Raw genomic sequence first — 16,332 nt, forward strand, 5'->3', positions numbered from 1 at the left:
ATGACCGCCACCACCACCGACCGCGGCGAGGCCCCCGGATGGGTCAACGCCTTCATGCACGAGATCGACACCCTCGAATTCGCGACCGCGTTCGCCACGAACCTCGACCAGAACACGGAGATGATCTTCGGTACGGCCCGCGTCCACGGAGTCGAGGCCATCAAGGACTTCTTCGTGCAGATCGACGCCCCGCTCACCACCACGCACGAGGTGATCGAGACCTGGACCGTCGGGGACGTGCTGATCCTTCGGGGCGAGGCGACCATCGCCAAGAAGACCGAACCCGACAACCTCGTGCGGGCCCCGTTCACGCACATCTTCTACCTCGACCAGAGCGACGAGGCGGCACCGCGAGTCCGCTGCCTGCACATCACGGCAGGACCCGTCGAGACCAGCGCCCTGCTCTGACGGCAGATCCGGCCAGGATCCTCTGCGGTCCCCCTGAGCTCGGACGGCTCATGCTGACGCTGCGGGGGTGCAGGCGCGGAGCCTGCCGCGGTTGTATCCGGACCAGGTCACCGTCACCCCCCGGAACGTGAGCCGGCCCCGCTGGCTGGACGCGCCCGCCCTCGCAAGGAGGTGGCGATGTCGGCGGAGAGCCGGGCGCTGAGGGCTCGACGTTGTCGAGCGGGTAGGTGTGATTACCGGGTAAGAGGCGCGGGGTGGCCGGGGGCGCTCATCCCTGCGGGCGGCAAGCAGTAGAGCCGCAGGAGGTGTTCGTCACCGCTGGCCGGGCTCAGCGCGACAAACGTCCGTCCTCGGCCGCCTCGTGGCCCACGGCGGGAGACCTCTGTATCTGGGCTGACTCGTGGTCAAGCGCGGAGGAGGTCACGGATGGCTCCCTATCGATGAGTGCAGGCTAGTGACCAGCAGATTCAAGCAGAGCAACCCCGCCGGCCGATGACTCGGCCCTCCTTGCCCGCAGATCTGATCCCTCGTCACAAGATCATTCACGGAACCCCGGTCAGAGCCGTTTTCAGGGATCGCCATCACCCCGAACCACCGCGGCTGCGTCATGTCCGGGACCGGCTCACCACCGGGCCCCACCGGCCCGGCCTCCTCCACCTGAACGGTGGTAGAGCCCGGCGCGGCTCCCGCCTCGGATACCGTGTTCCTACACGGGGTGCCATAACGGATGTGGCGCCCCCTACGGAGGTAGCCAGCGTATGAGTTCCAAGCGCAGCCAGAATCCAGCCCTGCCCGTCCTCGACGACGCATACCGACTCGCGTCGGTCAAGGACACCGAAGAGTCCACCCGCGACTTGGCCGCACGGCTGGCCACCACCGAGCTGCGCCGCGTCTCCCACCCCGGCCGGGTCACCTGGGATCCCATCGATCAGGCCGATCCCGTACCGGCCCCGCCGACTGTGGTCGACGGTGACGGGGATCTGTGGCTGCGGGACCGGGGCACCGGCACCTGGACCATGCCCGAATTCGACCCGAAGACGTTCCCGGCCCGCTGTGGCGAGGTTCTGACGTGGAATCAGCTCGCCTGTGAGTACGGCCCGCTGACCGCACTGGCCAACGACCGCCACATCGGCGGCGGCCGCCGTCGATGACCGCGCCGCCCTCTGAGTAGAGCGCACCCCGGAAGGACACCGACGCGGCCCTGACAGTGGCCCTTTCTCCCCGACCGGGCGCGGATCGGGCAACACGGTCCGGCGGTTGTCCTGGCCGTGTGCCCGCTTCGAGGTGTTGCGTGAGCCGGCGGGCAAGCGAACCGCCCCCACGGGATGCCCGACCTGACTGCTGACGCCCTGGGAGCAGGCCCACAGCAGCGCCCGAGGCGGAGCACGCCTGCTCCCTGGTGGGGCCGCTGAGCTGCACTGATCTTCGTGGAGTCCTTGAAGCCCGGGTGACGATCCAGGCGTGAGGAGAGCCACAGCAGTGCCAGCACCACGCCAGCACTCCAATGCCGCGTAGTTAACGTGAACCCGCAGGTGCAAGTCCGTTTCGTGTAGCGGTTCTTGCTGGTAGGGCGAGGCCCAGTCGGGTGCAAGGATGTCGGTCACCGGGGGTGCGCACCTGCCGCGCGGTTTGCCGCCCCTCCAGCGCTCCGCCTCCTTCTCACTCCCCAAGGCGAGGACGGTGGTTTCCGGTCACGCATACGCGATCCGCGCACGCCCCACCCCCGGGGCGACGCGGACACAAGGAAGCCGGCCACAGTGACCGGCACCACCCCCGGCTTCCTGCGCTCTCTCGGCGAGCCGGGCCTCATCACACCGTTGCGCTCGGAGGGCGGACACCGCCGCTACTCCCGCTACCAGCTACGGATCGCGATGCGCGCCCGCGACCTCGTCGACCAGGGCAGCGCCATCGACGCCGCCTGCCGCATCATCATCCTCGCAGACCAACTCGAAGAAGCGCTGCGCATCAACGAGCAACTGCGCTCCCCCAGCACGGTCAGGAACCCGCCGCCGACACCTGACCCGCCTACCAGGGCGCCGAACCGGCCCGCGCGGCACCTGCCGCACCGGTCACGGCCCTGCCGCACCGCCCCGGCGTCGACCAGGTGCTGTGTGAGGGTTCCCCCTGCGGAAGCCGCTTCCGGGCCGCGGGATTCCGGGGGTCGTGTGAGGCCGCACCGACCTGCGCGTCCACTGCCCGGAGGGCCCCCTGGCGGGACACGGGGCCGAAAGCAGCGGTGAGGGCTACTGCGAGCGGACAGGGCGATGGCCGGCGTGTCGGCGCCGACGGGACGCCCCTAGAAGCTGAGCAGGCCGACGGCGTGGCCGTCATGGTCCACCACCGGCCACGCGACCAGGCCTCGGGCGCGCATGGCGGCGGCCGCCGCGTCTGCGGGCATGTCAGCGGTGGCGAACGGGCCACGGTCGAAGACGATGTCGCGCACCGCGGTCCGCTCGGTGTACCACGAGCGGGCCTGGAACGGCGCGAGATGCAGGCGTGTCAGCAGCCCCGCACAGCGGCCGTCGTCGTCGCGGACCAGGAGGTGGTCGGCGCCGGAGCTCTGCAGGACGTCCACTGCCATGTCGACCATGACGTCGTCGCTGACCTGCAGCTCAGGGCATTTCATGAGGTCGCCGACCGTGACGGCGGTCTCGGTACGTTCGAGGGTGATGGTCATGAGCAGACTCCTTCGCGTATCCACTGCCGGGACCGGCGGTGGGCAGAGTGCTGACGGTGGGACGGCCGGTGGGTGCGCCGGCACTGAGAATGCTGTTCGCTCGATGAGGGGTGGGGCGGGGACTGCGCGGCAGTCCCCGCCCCCATACGTGCTAAGCGGCGAGGACGACGCGGCGCGGTGCCCGGCGGCGGCCGGACGAGCCCTTGTCGTCGCGACTCGTGGCGGTAGCGCGGGTGTCGACTCCCGCGTGGGCGGCCCGGCCGCGGCGGCCGCGGCTCATGGACGCGCTGCGGCGGGGGCGTTCGACGACGGGGGCGGCAATCACAGTGGGGATGCCCGTGGGCACCCGGGCGCCGGTGATGCGGGCCAGGTCGTCGTCGCCGGCGCTGACGCGGGTGGTGACGGGGGTGATGGCGGCCGTGTTCATCATGCGGGCCATCTCGCGGCGCTGGTTGGGCAGCACCAGGGTGACGACGGTGCCGGACTCGCCGGCGCGGGCCGTGCGCCCACCGCGGTGGAGGTAGTCCTTGTGGTCGCTCGGCGGGTCGAGGTTGACGACCAGGTCCAGGCCGTCGACGTGGATGCCCCGGGCGGCGACGTTGGTGGCGATCAGCGCGGTGACCTGGCCGGTGCGGAACTGCTCCAGGGTGCGGGTGCGCTGCGGCTGGGACTTGCCGCCGTGCAGGGCGGCGGCCTTCACCCCGTTCGCGAGCAGGTCCTCCACCAGGCGGTCCGCGCCGTGCTTGGTGTCGATGAACATGATCACGCCACCCTCGCGGGAGGCGATGTGTGCGATCGTGGCGGCCTTGTCGTAGTTCTGCACGTGCAGCACGTGGTGCTCCATCGTGCTGACCGCGCCTGCGGACGGGTCCACCGAGTGCGTGACCGGATCCTTCAGGAAGCGGCGGACCAGGCGGTCGACGTTGCGGTCCAGGGTGGCGGAGAACAGCATCGTCTGGCCGCCCTCGGCGACCTGGTCGAGCAGCTCGGTGACCTGCGGCAAAAAGCCCATGTCGGCCATCTGATCCGCCTCGTCGAGGACCGTGATGCCCACTCCGTCCAACTGGCAGTCACCGCGCTGGACCAGGTCCTTGAGGCGACCGGGGGTAGCGACCACCACCTCGGCCCCCTGGTTCAGAGCGTGGGCCTGGCGTCCGATCGACATCCCGCCGACCACGGCCGCCATGCGCAGCCGCACCGCGTGGGCGAACGGCGTGAGGGCGTCGGTGACCTGTTGCGCGAGCTCGCGGGTGGGAACCAGCACGAGGGCCAGCGGCCGGCGCGGCTCCGCGCGCCGGCCGGCAATGCGGGCCAGCACGGCGAGACCGAACGCGATGGTCTTGCCGGAGCCGGTGCGGCCTCGTCCGAGGACGTCACGGCCGGCCAGCGAGTTCGGCAGCGTGGCGGCCTGGATCGGGAACGGCGTGGTAACGCCCTGCCGGGTCAGCACCGACAGCAGCGCCTTCGGCATGTCCAGCTCGTCGAACGCTTCGACGGCCGGCAGCGCCGGGGTGGTGCTCACCGGCATCGCGAACTCACCCTGCATCGAAGAGACCTGACGGGAGTTCCGGCTGCCGGCGGGCCGGTCACCGTAGAAGGAGCCGCCGCCGGAGCGGGATCCGTGGGAACTGCCGGAGCGGGCGGAGGCCGAGGAGCGTGAGCTGGTATTCCGGTACGGGGAGCGAGTGGAGCGGTTCATGGGAAACCTTCCTGGGGCGGCACGTCGCGAGGCGGCTCCGCAGCGCGGGGCGCCGGCAGGAGATCGCGAGGAACGGGCCGAAAGTATGGAGAGGGCGGGGCGTGGACGGTGAAACCGTGCGGCACGTCACCTCAGGTCCGCGCTCACCGCGAAGGCAAGGAGCGAAGATCCTCGAACCGTGGGTGTCACGGCAGGGCGCCGATCCGGACGCGGCGCGGGGCGGCTCGCGTGGGGATGGCCGCCGGTGGCGGAGCCAGGGGCCTGAACGGCCGGGGTGTGCAGTGTGGCGCAATGCCGAGGGGCCCGCACCGGGCATCATGTACGCGGTGCGGGCCCCTCGCTACCAGGCGGGTGCCGTGGCAAAAAACTACAGCGGACGAATGTTCTCGGCCTGCGGGCCCTTCTGGCCCTGCGTGACGTCGAACTCGACCTTCTGGCCCTCGAGCAGCTCACGGAAGCCGTTGGCGTTGATGTTCGAGTAGTGGGCGAACACGTCAGCGCCGCCGCCCTCCTGCTCGATAAAGCCGAAGCCCTTTTCCGCGTTGAACCACTTCACAGTGCCATTAGCCATAAAGAAATCTCCTTCAAGGGGCTGTCCGAAACCCGCACAGTGCGGGCCTCGAGTCGCCGCGATGAGCACCCACCCGGGGAAGAGCCGGGAAACAAAAATGCGCCTACGAAACCTCAGCAGGCGCACACAAAGTTCATGGGAACCACTACTGCAACTACAACGACTGTAGCAGGCCCAGGCCCGCCACGGGCGGAAATTCCACCCCCGGTTCTACCGGCCCCCTTCCCCGGGGCCATGGAGCGCGAGGCGAGATGACCGCCAACACACATGAGACACCGCCCAGTTGGTCTGGAAGCTCCGCCTCTCGACGCCCGCGGCCCCCTCCTCGGGATGGGCGAGCCCCACGGGTGCCAAGGACGGATCTGCCCCGCCGCGCCGGCCGCGCAGCTCGCCCACCGACACCGTCCGTGATCATTTCGGACCGCGCGAAACTTCTGCCGCGGCATAGATTGCACCGGAAAGACCCGCTCCCGCGATTTTCGGCGCATACTGCAGGGAATGAGAAGATCCGTAGCAGCCCGCCGCACCCTGCCCACCAGCCCCTTCAAGGCCCGGATCGAAACGCCACGCAAGCACTTCGCCGTCGGCGACCGCGTCACCCACGACACGTACGGCCTCGGCCGGGCCATCGAGGTCGAAGGAGACAGCGATATCGCGGTACTCGTCGACTTCGGATCGCGGCGCGAACGCATCACCCAGCCCTACGCCACGATGTACAAGCTCTGACCCGAGACCGACGCGGTCCTCTGAGGCGGAGGGTACGCGCGACGCCGAGCTGGCCGCGCGTCCCCTCCGAATCGCACGGGCGCCCGCCACAGCGCCGCTGAAGCGGTACCGGCGGTGACCGGCAAGGCACATGAGACGCGCCGTTCGCGACCTCGACGACGAAACCTCTGGCGAGGACTGTCCCCGGCCGTACGAGCCCAACAACCCACGGCCGACCTGCAGACCATTTTCTCCCGCTCCGCGGCCAGTTGCCGAGCAACGCTGCCGGGTCGGTGACCCGGTCGACCGGGCATCCGCACGTGCCCGTCCCACCATTCGGCGGGAACCGATCGTGCGGCAGCACAGCTGCCGCGTCATGGATCTATGACGCATGCTCTGGTGGTGCTGGCCGTCGCCGGGCGGCGCGGCGGCACTCCAACGCACCATGGCCAGAAGCACCTCCGCCGACAACGACCACGTCTTCCAGTGCCCCCACCGGCAGACCCTCCACCCGGCCGCGGTCCGCCGGCGCGTCCACGAACTGCGAAAGCAGGCCGGGCTTCCCCACGTGACGATCCATGACCTACGGCACCTCGCCGCCACGCTCGCCCTGGAGGGCAACGTCTCCATGGCCGTCATCTCCAAGACACTGCGGCGCTCCACACTCTCGACCACCGCAAACATCTACAGCCACCTGCCATGGGAGGTCGCCATGGCCGCCGTCCAGACCATCGAGGCCAAGCTCTGCCTCGTCGAGGCCCAAAACCGTCACGGCGCCGAAGCCTCCGCTTAGAGTGCAGCCCCGCCGAACCCCCTGTTCGGCCACGCGGCCTGACGGCCGCACCGCAGCTCATCCGGCCCACCGGGCAATAGCACCGCAAACAGCCGGCCCCGCCGGCTCACAGCTGACACCCACCCAGGCGCACTGCCCACTGGAACAGTCCACGCCTCGGGTTCCACGAGCATGCTCTCTTCCCGGGAAGCCGTGATCGTGCCCGCACCGGAGAGACGTCCCACCCCGGGTCGAGTGCGCTCAGTCCTGCAACCGAACGGACAAAGCCCCATCGTGTTGCGCCGGGCCGATCCGGGATCAGCCGGGGCACTCACCCGGCAGGCTGTGAACGAGCGTTCACGACCACACTGCGATCACCAACCACGAAGGCCGTCTCCGCCATCCGGCGGAAACGGCCTCTGACTTGCAGTGATGCAAGTCGGGACGACAGGATTTGAACCTGCGACCCTTTGACCCCCAGGGTTCAAGTCTTGAAGATCACCAAAGCTGACAGAAAATCAGACCTTGCGGCTTCAACTCAACTGAGAATGCAATGAGTTGAGCAAGAGCAGCAGCTCGCTGCGGTGCGGCGACCCGCTGCCGGCCGACGGCAGCGGGTCGCCGACAGCTCGGATCAGCTCAGCTTCTCAGGCTGTCGTTGTAGGTGCCGGAGAAGCTCTCGATGCCCGTCATGGTCTTGCACCAGGCACTGATCTGGCAGTCCAGGGTGCGGACTTGGGCGTTCGGGTCCTCGACGGTCTGCAGCACCGCATTGCCAGAGGCCTCCGCACGGCCGAGGTCGGAGTCGCCCGGCGCCCGGCCCACCTGGCCGTTGAAGTTCTCGATGTTGAGGTCGCCGCCGATCAGCACCGGTCCGTGGGTGCCCACGGTGGCGTTGACCCAGTTGCGGATCTCGCCCATCTGCTCGACCCGGGTGGCCCGGGTGGTGTCGATCGAGGTGCCGGCCTGGTCGGCCTGAAGGTGGGTGCCGACCACCCAGCTGCGGGTGCCGTTCTTGTCCACCTCCGCCAGCACGGCGCCCTTGTTGGAGAACCAGTCCCAGGAGTTGGCCTGCCGGAAGACGTAGGCGTGCTGGGACAGGATCGGGTACTTGGAGAGGATCATCGTGCCGCCGCGGATGATGCCGGGCGCGGTCGAGCAGTTGCCGCCGATCGAGTCCCAGCCACCGCCGGAGCAGACCTGGCCGACGTTCGGGGTGGTGTACGGGTACTGGTCGGCGAGGTCGCGCGGGATCTGGTCGGACGAGGTCTGGTTGAACAACTCGTCGAGGATCACCACGTCGGCGTCGTGCTAGCGGATGACCGCCTCGACCCGCGGGGCTCGGCCGGCCGCGTCCTCACTCTTGACGCTGTCGACCGCCGAGGTGGCCAGGTCGACGTTGAACGCGAAGACGGACAGCGAGGAGGGGGTGGGGGCGGGGGTGGTCGCGGCACCGGCGGTGCCGGCGGCGGGTGCCAGGGCGGCGATCAGTGCGCCGGCCGTGGTGAGCACGGCCGGGAGGGTGCCGAATCTGGACAACTGCGAGCGCTCCATCCGAGGGGATCGGGATGAGGGATTGCCCGTTGATCCGGAATCTCTCACTCAGGACTTGGCACCTCGCAACACCCCATCAGCCGCTGCGTGAACAGCAGATGACCGCTTGGATCAGGGTTCAGCAGCGGTCCGCGAACGCGCAGGTGAGGCTATGTCAGGAGAACTCGGTCAAACCTTAGTTGTCTACACGCGGAGCCCAGAAACCCCATCACTGCAGGCAACTTGGCACATCGTCAGGAACGACTGCGAACCGCCACCGATTCGGTGGCGGTTCGCAGTCCCAGCGAGGCCCTTCGCTACGCCGGCAGCCCCACCGCCCGCTCGCGGTTGCGGCGCTGCTGGATCACCACGGCGGCCACCAGCAGGGCGCCCTGCGCGACGTTCTGCCAGAAGGCGTTGATCCCCTGCACGGTGAGCCCGTTGGAGAGCGCACCCAACAGGGAGACGGCCAGCAGGGTGCCGCCGATGCCGCCCTTGCCGCCCTTGAGCGCGCAGCCGCCGAGGGCCGCGGCGGTGATGGACTGGAGTTCCAGCCCCTCGCTGCCGGAGACGGGCTGGCCGGAGCCGGTGCGGGCGGTGAGCAGGATGCCGGCGACGGCGGCGACCATGCCGCTAAGGGCGTAGACGGCGATCAGGTACTTGTTGAGGTTGATGCCGGCCAGGCGCGCGGCGGTGTCGTTGCCGCCGATGGCGTAGACGTTGCGGCCGATGTCGGTGTACTTCAGCAGTACGTGGACGGCGATCGCGACCAGGATCAGCAGCCAGACCATCACCGGCAGGCCCGCGACGCTGCCGCGGCTGAGGAACACGAAGATCGGGTCGTTGAGCACGTAGCCCTGCGCCCGGCCGTCCGAGACGAGCTGCGCGACGCCCTTGTAGGCGGCGAGCCCGGCCAGCGTGGCGATGGTGGCGTTGACCCGGCCGTAGACGATCACGGCGCCGTTGAAGAGCCCGACCAGGCCGCCGATGCCGATCGCCGCGCCCATCCCCAGCACGGCGTTGGAGCCCGTCGCCGTGAACACCATGGCGCTGGTGACGGAGGCCAGTCCGGCCTGGGAGCCGACCGAGATGTCCAAGGCGCCGCAGATGATCACGACGGTCTGCACGACGGCCAGCAGGCCGGTGATGGTGACGGCCTCGGCGATGACCTGGACGTTGGCCCAGCTCAGGTAGTTGGGGTTCAGCGAGCCGAAGAGCGCGAGGATCAGCGCCAGTGCGCCGACCAGGGCGAGGTTCTGGCCGCCGGCCCGGGCCAGCCATCCGCGTGCGCCCGCGCCGGTGCTCCTTCTGGGGGCGGCAGCGGTCGTGGTGGTCATCGGGGTCCTCCGAAGGTCGGGGTGGTGCTGCCGGCGACGGCGAGGTCGTCGGCCATGGCGAGGGCGAGGATGGCCTCCTCGGTGGCGTCGGCGCGGAGGAGTTCACCGGTGATCCGGCCGTTCTGCATCACCACGACGCGGTCGGCCAGGCCGAGGACCTCCGGAAGTTCGGAGGAGATCACCAGCACGGCCACGCCCCCGCGGGCGAGGTCGGCGATGATGTGGTAGATCTCGGCCTTCGCGCCGATATCCACGCCCCGGGTGGGCTCGTCGAGGATCAGCACCTTGGGCTTGCGGGCCAGCCAGCGGGCCAGTACCACCTTCTGCTGGTTGCCGCCGGAGAGCTTGCGCACCTCGTGCTCGATGCCCGGGGCGCGCACCCGCAGCCGGTCGGCGTACTGCTGGGCGAGCTGCTTCTCCGCACGGTTCCTGACGAACCGCCAGCGGCGCAGCCGGTCCAGGCTGACCAGCGAGGTGTTGTCGCGGATCGTGCGCTGCAGGAAGAGGGCCTGGGCCTTGCGCTCCTCGGGCGCCAGACCGATGCCGGCGCGGATCGCGTTGCGCGGGCCGCGCAGCCGGACCGCCTTGCCCTCCACCCGGATGGTGCCGGCGCGGACGGGCGTGTCGCCGGCCAGGGCGAGGGCGAGTTCGGAGCGGCCGGCGCCGATCAGGCCGGCCAGGGCGACGACCTCGCCGGCCCGCACCCGCAGGCTGACGTCGTGCACGTCGTCGGTGCTGACGCCGGCCACGTCCAGCACCACGCGGTCGGTGGCGACCTGCTGGCGGACGAAGAGCGAGGAGAGGTCGCGGCCGACCATCAGCCGGACGAGTTCGCCCTCATCGGTGTCGCGAGCCTCGACCACGCCGGCCACCGTGCCGTCGCGCAGCACGGCGATCCGGTCGGCGAGCCGGAAGATCTCCTTCATCCGGTGCGAGACGTAGATGACGGCGATGCCCTGGGCGCGCAGTCGGCCGATCAGCGCGAAGAGCGCCTCCACCTCGTGCTCGGAGAGCGAGGAGGTGGGCTCGTCGAAGGCGATCGCCCGCGGCGGGGTGGCCCCCGTGAGGGCCCGCAGGATCTCCACCAGCTGCCGCTGGGCGGCGGTGAGTTCGGAGCCCAGCAGGTCCGGGTCGAGCACCCGGGAGAAGCCGAGCCGGTCCAGGTCGGCGCGGATCCGCCGGCGCAGCTCGGCCCGGTCCAGCCGGCGCCCGGCCGCGCGGGGCAGCGCCCCGGCGTAGACGTTCTCGGCGACCGAGACGTGCGGGATGATCTCCGGTTCCTGCGGGATGATCCGGATGCCGGCGTTGCGGGCGTCGGTCGGCGAGGCGAGCGCGAGCGGCTTGCCGTCGAGCAGCACCCTTCCCTCGCTCGGTCGGTGATCGCCCGTCAGGATCCGCAGGAGGGTGGACTTGCCGGCGCCGTTCTCGCCCATCAGGGCGGTGACCTGGCCGGGCGGGAAGGTCAGGGTGACGTCGTGCAGGGCCTTGACGCTGCCGAAGCGCTTGGCGACGGCTTCGGCAGCGAGACCCGCACCGAAGGTGGCGGGGCTGGTCATCCGGATCAGCTGCACTTCACGCCGGCGGCCTGCCAGGTGGTGGCGTCGACCATGGTGGTCTTGGCGAAGGCCTCCTGCGGGAAGTCCTTGCTGTTCTTGAGCTTGTCGTACATGGTCTGCACGGCCAGCGCACCGATGTCCTTGCCGCTGATGAAGAGCGAGGCCTTCATGCCCGACGGCTTGCCGGAGGCCCAGTCCTTGCAGGCCAGGTAGGCGCCCAGGCCCACGCCGTCGACGTCGGCGGGGCTGACGCCGGCGTTCTGCAGGGCGGTGACGGCGCCCTGGACGTTCTCGTCGTTGCAGCCCCAGACCACCCAGTGCTTGACGCCGGGGTTGGCGGTGATGGTGGCCGCGACCTTGTCCTGGGCGCCGGTGGGGGTGTTGTCGGTGGCGACGTCGATCGTCTGGATCCGGGGGCCCGCGGCGGCGAACGCCGCGTCGGCGGCCTTGACCCGGTCGCCGCAGACCGTGACGTCCTGCTTCCAGGCCGAGATGATCCGGGTGTCGGCCGCGTTCCAGCCCGCCTTCTGGAACTCCTCGGCCGCGCGCTTGCCGACCTCGGCGCCCATCTGCTCGCCGCTGAAGCCGATCCGCGGCACCAGGTCCTGCTTCGCGCAGCCGGCCGGGTCCGGGCCGGTGGCGCAGACCTGGTCGTCCGAGGTGAGCAGCGCGACCTTGGCGTCCTTGGCGGTCTGCACCACCTGCGGGCCGACGGCCGGGTCCGGCACCACGATGATCAGACCGTTGCTCTTCTGCGCGATCGCGGCCTGGACCTCGCTGACCGTCTTGTTGGCGTCGCTGCCGAGGTTGACCGTCTTGAGGTCGATGCCGAGTTCGGCGGCCTTGGCCTTGGCACCGTGGGCCTCGTCGACGAAGTACTGCTGGTCGCCCTGCTTCTGGAGGTAGGTCAGGGTGATCTTGCCGGTGACCGGCGCGACGGCGGCCGGACCGCCGGAGGAGGTCTGACCGGTGGAGCACGCGGTCAGACCGAGGACGACGGCGACGCCCAGGGCGGCGGCAGTGCCGCGGGTGCGGGCAGTGAGCATGGTCGGCTCCAGAGGGATGAGCGGATTCGTCTGTGGGAGGGCAACGAACCGAGGGGATTGTCCCGATATGACAGCCGGGACCCGGGGCACTGGGGGTCGGGACCCGGAGTTCACCGGCGGGATCTCAGGGGTGGGGATTGGGTACTGCGGGGGTGGAACGGGTGGCCCGCGGGGTTGCGTTTCGCGGACCCGTGTGGGTCGGTCCGCGACAGCGAGCCGGTCGGCGCGCCCCCTCACGGGGGACGAGGGGGCGCGCCGGGGAGCGGGGTCGTGCCCCCAGGACGGGCGGGCCGTCGGTCAGGGAGTCCGATGGCACGCCCTCTCCCGCACGGGCGGCGGATGGCTTCCGTTTCCGCCCTTGCGGTCGAGGGCGCCGATCGAGCGGGGGCGGCTCCCTACCGCCGCTTGTCCTGCTCTCTCGCCTGTCGTCCTGGGCAGAAGCTTGGAGCAGCGGCGACACGGCGTCAAGATATTTCCATAATTAATGCCAAGGGTTAGGGTGGTGGCATGACAGAACAGACGTGTCGAAGGTTCCAGGGCCGAGTGGCGCTGGTCACCGGTGCCGCCAGCGGCATCGGTGCGGCCACCGCCCGGCGGCTGGCCGCCGAAGGCGCGGCGGTGATCGCCGTGGACATCGCCGACGCCGCCGGCTCGGCACTCGCGGAGGCGATCGTACGAGACGGTGGCCGGGCCGAGTACCGGCACGGCGACGTGACCTCCGCCGCCATGTGGCAGGAGCTGGCCGTCCACGTCCGCACCCGGTACGGGCGCCTCGACGTGCTGCACAGCAACGCCTACGCGGTGGTGGTCAAGCCGGCGCACGAGCTCAGCGAGGCGGAGTGGGACGGGCAGCTCTCCGTCACCCTCAAGGCGAGCTGGCTGGCCGTGCGCGCCTTCGCCGACCAACTGCGGGACAGCAGCGGCTCGTTGGTGCTCACCTCCTCGGTCCACGCGCTGGTCGGCCTGCCCGGCCACCCGGCGTACGCGGCGGCCAAGGGCGCGCTGGTCGCGATGGGCCGTCAGCTGGCCGTCGAGTACGGCCCGCGGGTGCGGGTCAACACCGTGGTGCCGGGGCCGATCATGACCCCGGCCTGGGACCGGGTGGACGAGTCCGGACGGGCCGACAGCGTGGCGGAGACGGTTGCCAAGCGGTTCGGAGCACCCGAGGAGGTGGCCGCGGCGGTCGCCTTCCTGGCCTCCGACGACGCCTCCTACGTGACTGGTACGACCCTGGTGGTGGACGGTGGCTGGTCCGTGGTCAAAGCTTCGTCATGACCGCAGCGAAGATCGCGGCGGTCGCTGACCGCACGACCAGTCGAAGCGAGGGGAAGCAACCATGAACCAGCCGGCCCGGGGCTTGCACGGACAGGCCGTCGAGATCATCGGCGAACGGATCATCAGCGGCGCTTATCCCGAGGGCGCCTCGCTCTACCCGGAGCAGATCGAGCAGGAGCTCGGGGTGAGCAAGACCGTGGTGCGCGAGGCGCTGCGCGTGCTCGCCGCCAAAGGGCTGATCGAATCCCGGCAGAAGCGCGGCACGTACGTCCGGCCCCGCGCGGACTGGAGCCTGCTCGACAGTGACCTGCTGCGCTGGCAGGGCCGGGGCGTCCCGGAGGAGGGCTTCCTGGAGAACCTCGACGAGGTCCGCTCGATCGTCGAACCGGCCGGCGCCCGCCTGGCCGCCCAGCGGCGCGACGCGCATGACCTGGCGGCGCTCGACGCGGCGCTCGACGCGATGGCGGCCGCCGGTGCGGACGCGGACGCCATGGTCGAGGCCGACCTGCTCTTCCACCGCGCCCTGCTGGCCGCCGCCCACAACGAGCTGCTCACCCGGATGGAGGTGGTGATCGAGGCCGGTCTGCGGGTGCGCGACCACCTCGTCCACGGCGCCGACAATCCGGCCGACGCCGTCCCCATCCACCGGGCCGTGCTCGACGCGGTGCGCGCCCAGGACCCCGAAGCGGCCGAGCAGGCCGTGCAGACACTGCTCGCCCAGGCCACCGCCGACCTCCACAAGCTCATAAAGCAGACCGACCCGGGGGAGACCGGATGAAGATCACATCGCTGGAGACGTTCCTCGTCGCGCCCCGCTGGCTGTTCCTGCGCATCGCGACCGACGAGGGCGTCACAGGCTGGGGCGAACCCGTGGTCGAGGGCCGCGCCGAGACCGTCCGCGCAGCCGTCCACGAGCTGGCCGACTACCTGGTCGGCCAGGACCCGCTGCGGATCGAGCACCACTGGCAGGTGCTCACCAAGGGCGGCTTCTACCGCGGCGGTCCGGTGCTCTCCAGCGCCGTGGCCGGCATCGACCAGGCCCTGTGGGACATCGCCGGCAAGACGCACGGCGTGCCGGTCCACCAGTTGCTCGGCGGCCACGTCCGCGACCGGGTCCGGGTCTACGCCTGGATCGGCGGCGACCGCCCCGCCGAGGTCGCCGAACTGGCCCGCGAGCAGGTCGAGGCCGGCTTCACCGCCGTCAAGATGAACGGCTCGGCCCAGATGGGCCCGATCGACACCCCCGCCGCCACCCGGCAGGTCGTCGACCGGGTGGCCGCGGTGCGCGAAGTCCTGGGCGACGAACGGGACGTGGCGATCGACTTCCACGGCCGGATGTCCACCGCGATGTCCCGCCGCATCCTGCCACTGCTGGAACCGCTGCACCCGATGTTCGTCGAGGAGCCGGTGCTGCCGGAGCACGCCAGGGACCTGCGCCAGTTGGTCGACTCGACCTCGGTGCCGCTGGCCTGCGGCGAACGGCTCTACTCCCGCTGGGACTTCCGCGACGTACTGGCCACCGGCATCGCCGTCGCCCAGCCCGATGTCTCGCACGCCGGCGGCATCTCCGAACTGCGCAGGATCGCGGCGCTCGCCGAGACGCACGACGTGGCCATGGCCCCGCACTGCCCGCTGGGACCGATCGCCCTCGCAGCCAGCCTCCAACTCGCTTTCACGATACCGAACTTCCTCATCCAGGAGCAGAGCCTCGGGATCCACTACAACCAGGGAAGCAGCGACCTGCTCGACTACCTGGTCGACCCGGAACCGTTCCGGTTCACCGACGGCCACGCGGCCCGGCCCACCGGCCCCGGGCTCGGCATCGAGATCGACGAGGCCGCGGTGCGCCGCGCCGCCGAGACCGGCCACCGCTGGCGCAACCCCGTCTGGCACCACACAGACGGGTCCTTCGCGGAATGGTGACAGTCCAGCCCCTGATCGTCGACACCGACCTCGCCCACGGCGGCCGCTGGACCTCCCTGCGCACCGCCTCCCGGGAATGGCTCTGGCACCGCCCCGACCCCACCCGCGACACCGTCCGCCCCGGCGACGCCTTCGTGGACGCCGGCGGACTGGAGGAGTGCGCTCCCACCATCCGGGGCACGCCCGACCACGGCGACGCCTGGTCCCGACCCTGGCACCGGGTCGGCAATTCCGACGTGCTGCACACCCCCGACTTCACCCTGCTGCGCCGCATCCGGCAGACCCCGGCCAAGGTGCACGCCTCCTACGAGCTGGCCGCCGCACCCGGCTACCGCCTGCTCTGGGCCGCCCACGCCCTGCTCGACCTCTCGCCACGCGCCCGGCTGCACGCCCCCCTGGGAATCCCCACCCGGCTCTTCCCCGAGGCGGCCGGCCTCCTCAACCGCCGCTGGCCGGCCGACGCCCGCTACCTCACCGGCCAGTGGCCCACGCCGTGCGGCCTGCACCTCGACCGGCTCGGCCCCGACGACGGCAACGCCGTCGGCGCGATCCTCACCGGCTGCCGGCGGGTCACGGTCACCGACGGCGCCGACACCCTGACCTTCGCTCTCGGCACCGATGCCAAGGTCCCCGTCTCGGTGGCCCTGTGGCGCAACCTCCGCGGCTTCCCGACCTCCAGCCCCTACCGCAGCATCGGCGTCGAGCCCATGCTCGGCTCCGTCTTCGACCTCGCCGAAGCCGGGCCCTCCGACGCGGCGACCGTCCCCGCCAGTGGCGAACTGCGCTGGGAGCTGGAGATCACCTCGACCAGCACCCGCTCCAGCTGACAA

General features: G+C 70.6%; 16 protein-coding genes and 1 pseudogene. 9 read left to right on the forward strand and 8 right to left on the reverse strand.

The annotated features are described in order from the left end of the window. The 3 genes and pseudogenes from ACFYNO_RS22555 to ACFYNO_RS22565 all read left to right on the forward strand — a co-directional run. Nucleotides 1-408, forward strand: coding sequence for a nuclear transport factor 2 family protein (locus ACFYNO_RS22555; protein WP_388015141.1), 408 nt, complete (start codon nt 1-3; stop codon nt 406-408). 758 nt (nt 409-1,166) lie between these two features. Then, entirely contained in the window at nt 1,167-1,559 is a 393-nt protein-coding gene (locus ACFYNO_RS22560; RefSeq protein WP_388015144.1) for a hypothetical protein, read from the forward strand. Between the two features lie 546 nt (nt 1,560-2,105). Then, nucleotides 2,106-2,402, forward strand: a pseudogene (locus ACFYNO_RS22565) (MerR family transcriptional regulator); the annotation flags it as partial. A gap of 302 nt (nt 2,403-2,704) precedes the next feature. Here the strand turns inward: ACFYNO_RS22565 and ACFYNO_RS22570 are convergent. From ACFYNO_RS22570 to ACFYNO_RS22580, 3 genes are all read right to left on the reverse strand, one after another. Next, nucleotides 2,705-3,085 (reverse strand): CBS domain-containing protein, encoded by a 381-nt coding sequence (locus ACFYNO_RS22570; RefSeq protein WP_388015146.1) that lies wholly within the window; start codon nt 3,083-3,085, stop codon nt 2,705-2,707. A gap of 151 nt (nt 3,086-3,236) precedes the next feature. Continuing rightward, nucleotides 3,237-4,784, reverse strand: a complete 1,548-nt coding sequence (locus tag ACFYNO_RS22575; protein WP_388015149.1) for a DEAD/DEAH box helicase — start codon at nt 4,782-4,784, stop codon at nt 3,237-3,239. A gap of 367 nt (nt 4,785-5,151) precedes the next feature. Then, nucleotides 5,152-5,355: a cold-shock protein gene (locus ACFYNO_RS22580; RefSeq protein WP_035850027.1), complete on the reverse strand. Its 204-nt coding sequence runs from the start codon at nt 5,353-5,355 to the stop codon at nt 5,152-5,154. Nucleotides 5,356-5,853: 498 nt separating this feature from the next. Between ACFYNO_RS22580 and ACFYNO_RS22585 the strand changes: the two genes are divergently transcribed. Both ACFYNO_RS22585 and ACFYNO_RS22590 read left to right on the forward strand, forming a co-directional pair. Beyond that, on the forward strand, nt 5,854-6,081 hold the full coding sequence (locus ACFYNO_RS22585; protein ID WP_388015152.1) for a hypothetical protein: 228 nt from the start codon (nt 5,854-5,856) through the stop codon (nt 6,079-6,081). A 370-nt stretch (nt 6,082-6,451) separates the two neighbouring features. Then, nucleotides 6,452-6,853: a tyrosine-type recombinase/integrase gene (locus ACFYNO_RS22590; RefSeq protein WP_388015155.1), complete on the forward strand. Its 402-nt coding sequence runs from the start codon at nt 6,452-6,454 to the stop codon at nt 6,851-6,853. A gap of 618 nt (nt 6,854-7,471) precedes the next feature. On the opposite strand, the gene ACFYNO_RS22595 is transcribed toward ACFYNO_RS22590, so the two are convergent. From ACFYNO_RS22595 to ACFYNO_RS22615, 5 genes are all read right to left on the reverse strand, one after another. Continuing rightward, on the reverse strand, nt 7,472-8,131 hold the full coding sequence (locus ACFYNO_RS22595; RefSeq protein WP_388015158.1) for an endonuclease/exonuclease/phosphatase family protein: 660 nt from the start codon (nt 8,129-8,131) through the stop codon (nt 7,472-7,474). A 12-nt stretch (nt 8,132-8,143) separates the two neighbouring features. Further along, nucleotides 8,144-8,371: a hypothetical protein gene (locus ACFYNO_RS22600; protein ID WP_388015161.1), complete on the reverse strand. Its 228-nt coding sequence runs from the start codon at nt 8,369-8,371 to the stop codon at nt 8,144-8,146. A 311-nt stretch (nt 8,372-8,682) separates the two neighbouring features. Next, complete coding sequence (locus tag ACFYNO_RS22605) at nt 8,683-9,702, reverse strand: ABC transporter permease (RefSeq protein ID WP_388015164.1); 1,020 nt, start codon at nt 9,700-9,702, stop codon at nt 8,683-8,685. Continuing rightward, complete coding sequence (locus ACFYNO_RS22610; protein WP_388015167.1) at nt 9,699-11,258, reverse strand: sugar ABC transporter ATP-binding protein; 1,560 nt, start codon at nt 11,256-11,258, stop codon at nt 9,699-9,701. Before ACFYNO_RS22610 ends, ACFYNO_RS22605 begins: the two co-directional genes overlap by 4 nt. Before the next feature lie 5 nt (nt 11,259-11,263). Beyond that, nucleotides 11,264-12,304, reverse strand: a complete 1,041-nt coding sequence (locus ACFYNO_RS22615; RefSeq protein ID WP_388015170.1) for a substrate-binding domain-containing protein — start codon at nt 12,302-12,304, stop codon at nt 11,264-11,266. Between the two features lie 507 nt (nt 12,305-12,811). Here ACFYNO_RS22615 and ACFYNO_RS22620 point away from each other — a divergent pair. From ACFYNO_RS22620 to ACFYNO_RS22635, 4 genes are all read left to right on the forward strand, one after another. Continuing rightward, nucleotides 12,812-13,579, forward strand: coding sequence for an SDR family NAD(P)-dependent oxidoreductase (locus tag ACFYNO_RS22620; RefSeq protein ID WP_388015173.1), 768 nt, complete (start codon nt 12,812-12,814; stop codon nt 13,577-13,579). Nucleotides 13,580-13,640: 61 nt separating this feature from the next. Then, nucleotides 13,641-14,357, forward strand: coding sequence for a FadR/GntR family transcriptional regulator (locus ACFYNO_RS22625; protein WP_388015176.1), 717 nt, complete (start codon nt 13,641-13,643; stop codon nt 14,355-14,357). After that, entirely contained in the window at nt 14,354-15,502 is a 1,149-nt protein-coding gene (gene dgoD, locus ACFYNO_RS22630) for a galactonate dehydratase (protein WP_388015179.1), read from the forward strand. The genes ACFYNO_RS22625 and dgoD overlap by 4 nt, the downstream gene beginning before the upstream one ends. Next, a complete protein-coding gene (locus tag ACFYNO_RS22635; RefSeq protein ID WP_388015181.1) occupies nt 15,496-16,329 on the forward strand; it encodes a hypothetical protein in 834 nt (277 codons plus the stop codon). The genes dgoD and ACFYNO_RS22635 overlap by 7 nt, the downstream gene beginning before the upstream one ends. Nucleotides 16,330-16,332 lie beyond the last annotated feature (3 nt).

Origin of the sequence: Kitasatospora sp. NPDC006697, assembly GCF_042869935.1 — a bacterium.
GTDB lineage: Bacteria > Actinomycetota > Actinomycetes > Streptomycetales > Streptomycetaceae > Kitasatospora.

Coding starts and splice junctions, on each gene's coding strand:
- ACFYNO_RS22555 (WP_388015141.1), top strand. CDS start 1: ATGACCGCCACCACCACCGACCGCGGCGAGGCCCCCGGATGGGTCAAC.
- ACFYNO_RS22560 (WP_388015144.1), top strand. CDS start 1,167: ATGAGTTCCAAGCGCAGCCAGAATCCAGCCCTGCCCGTCCTCGACGAC.
- ACFYNO_RS22570 (WP_388015146.1), bottom strand. CDS start 3,085: ATGACCATCACCCTCGAACGTACCGAGACCGCCGTCACGGTCGGCGAC.
- ACFYNO_RS22575 (WP_388015149.1), bottom strand. CDS start 4,784: ATGAACCGCTCCACTCGCTCCCCGTACCGGAATACCAGCTCACGCTCC.
- ACFYNO_RS22580 (WP_035850027.1), bottom strand. CDS start 5,355: ATGGCTAATGGCACTGTGAAGTGGTTCAACGCGGAAAAGGGCTTCGGC.
- ACFYNO_RS22585 (WP_388015152.1), top strand. CDS start 5,854: ATGAGAAGATCCGTAGCAGCCCGCCGCACCCTGCCCACCAGCCCCTTC.
- ACFYNO_RS22590 (WP_388015155.1), top strand. CDS start 6,452: ATGCTCTGGTGGTGCTGGCCGTCGCCGGGCGGCGCGGCGGCACTCCAA.
- ACFYNO_RS22605 (WP_388015164.1), bottom strand. CDS start 9,702: ATGACCACCACGACCGCTGCCGCCCCCAGAAGGAGCACCGGCGCGGGC.
- ACFYNO_RS22610 (WP_388015167.1), bottom strand. CDS start 11,258: ATGACCAGCCCCGCCACCTTCGGTGCGGGTCTCGCTGCCGAAGCCGTC.
- ACFYNO_RS22615 (WP_388015170.1), bottom strand. CDS start 12,304: ATGCTCACTGCCCGCACCCGCGGCACTGCCGCCGCCCTGGGCGTCGCC.
- ACFYNO_RS22620 (WP_388015173.1), top strand. CDS start 12,812: ATGACAGAACAGACGTGTCGAAGGTTCCAGGGCCGAGTGGCGCTGGTC.
- ACFYNO_RS22625 (WP_388015176.1), top strand. CDS start 13,641: ATGAACCAGCCGGCCCGGGGCTTGCACGGACAGGCCGTCGAGATCATC.
- dgoD (WP_388015179.1), top strand. CDS start 14,354: ATGAAGATCACATCGCTGGAGACGTTCCTCGTCGCGCCCCGCTGGCTG.
- ACFYNO_RS22635 (WP_388015181.1), top strand. CDS start 15,496: ATGGTGACAGTCCAGCCCCTGATCGTCGACACCGACCTCGCCCACGGC.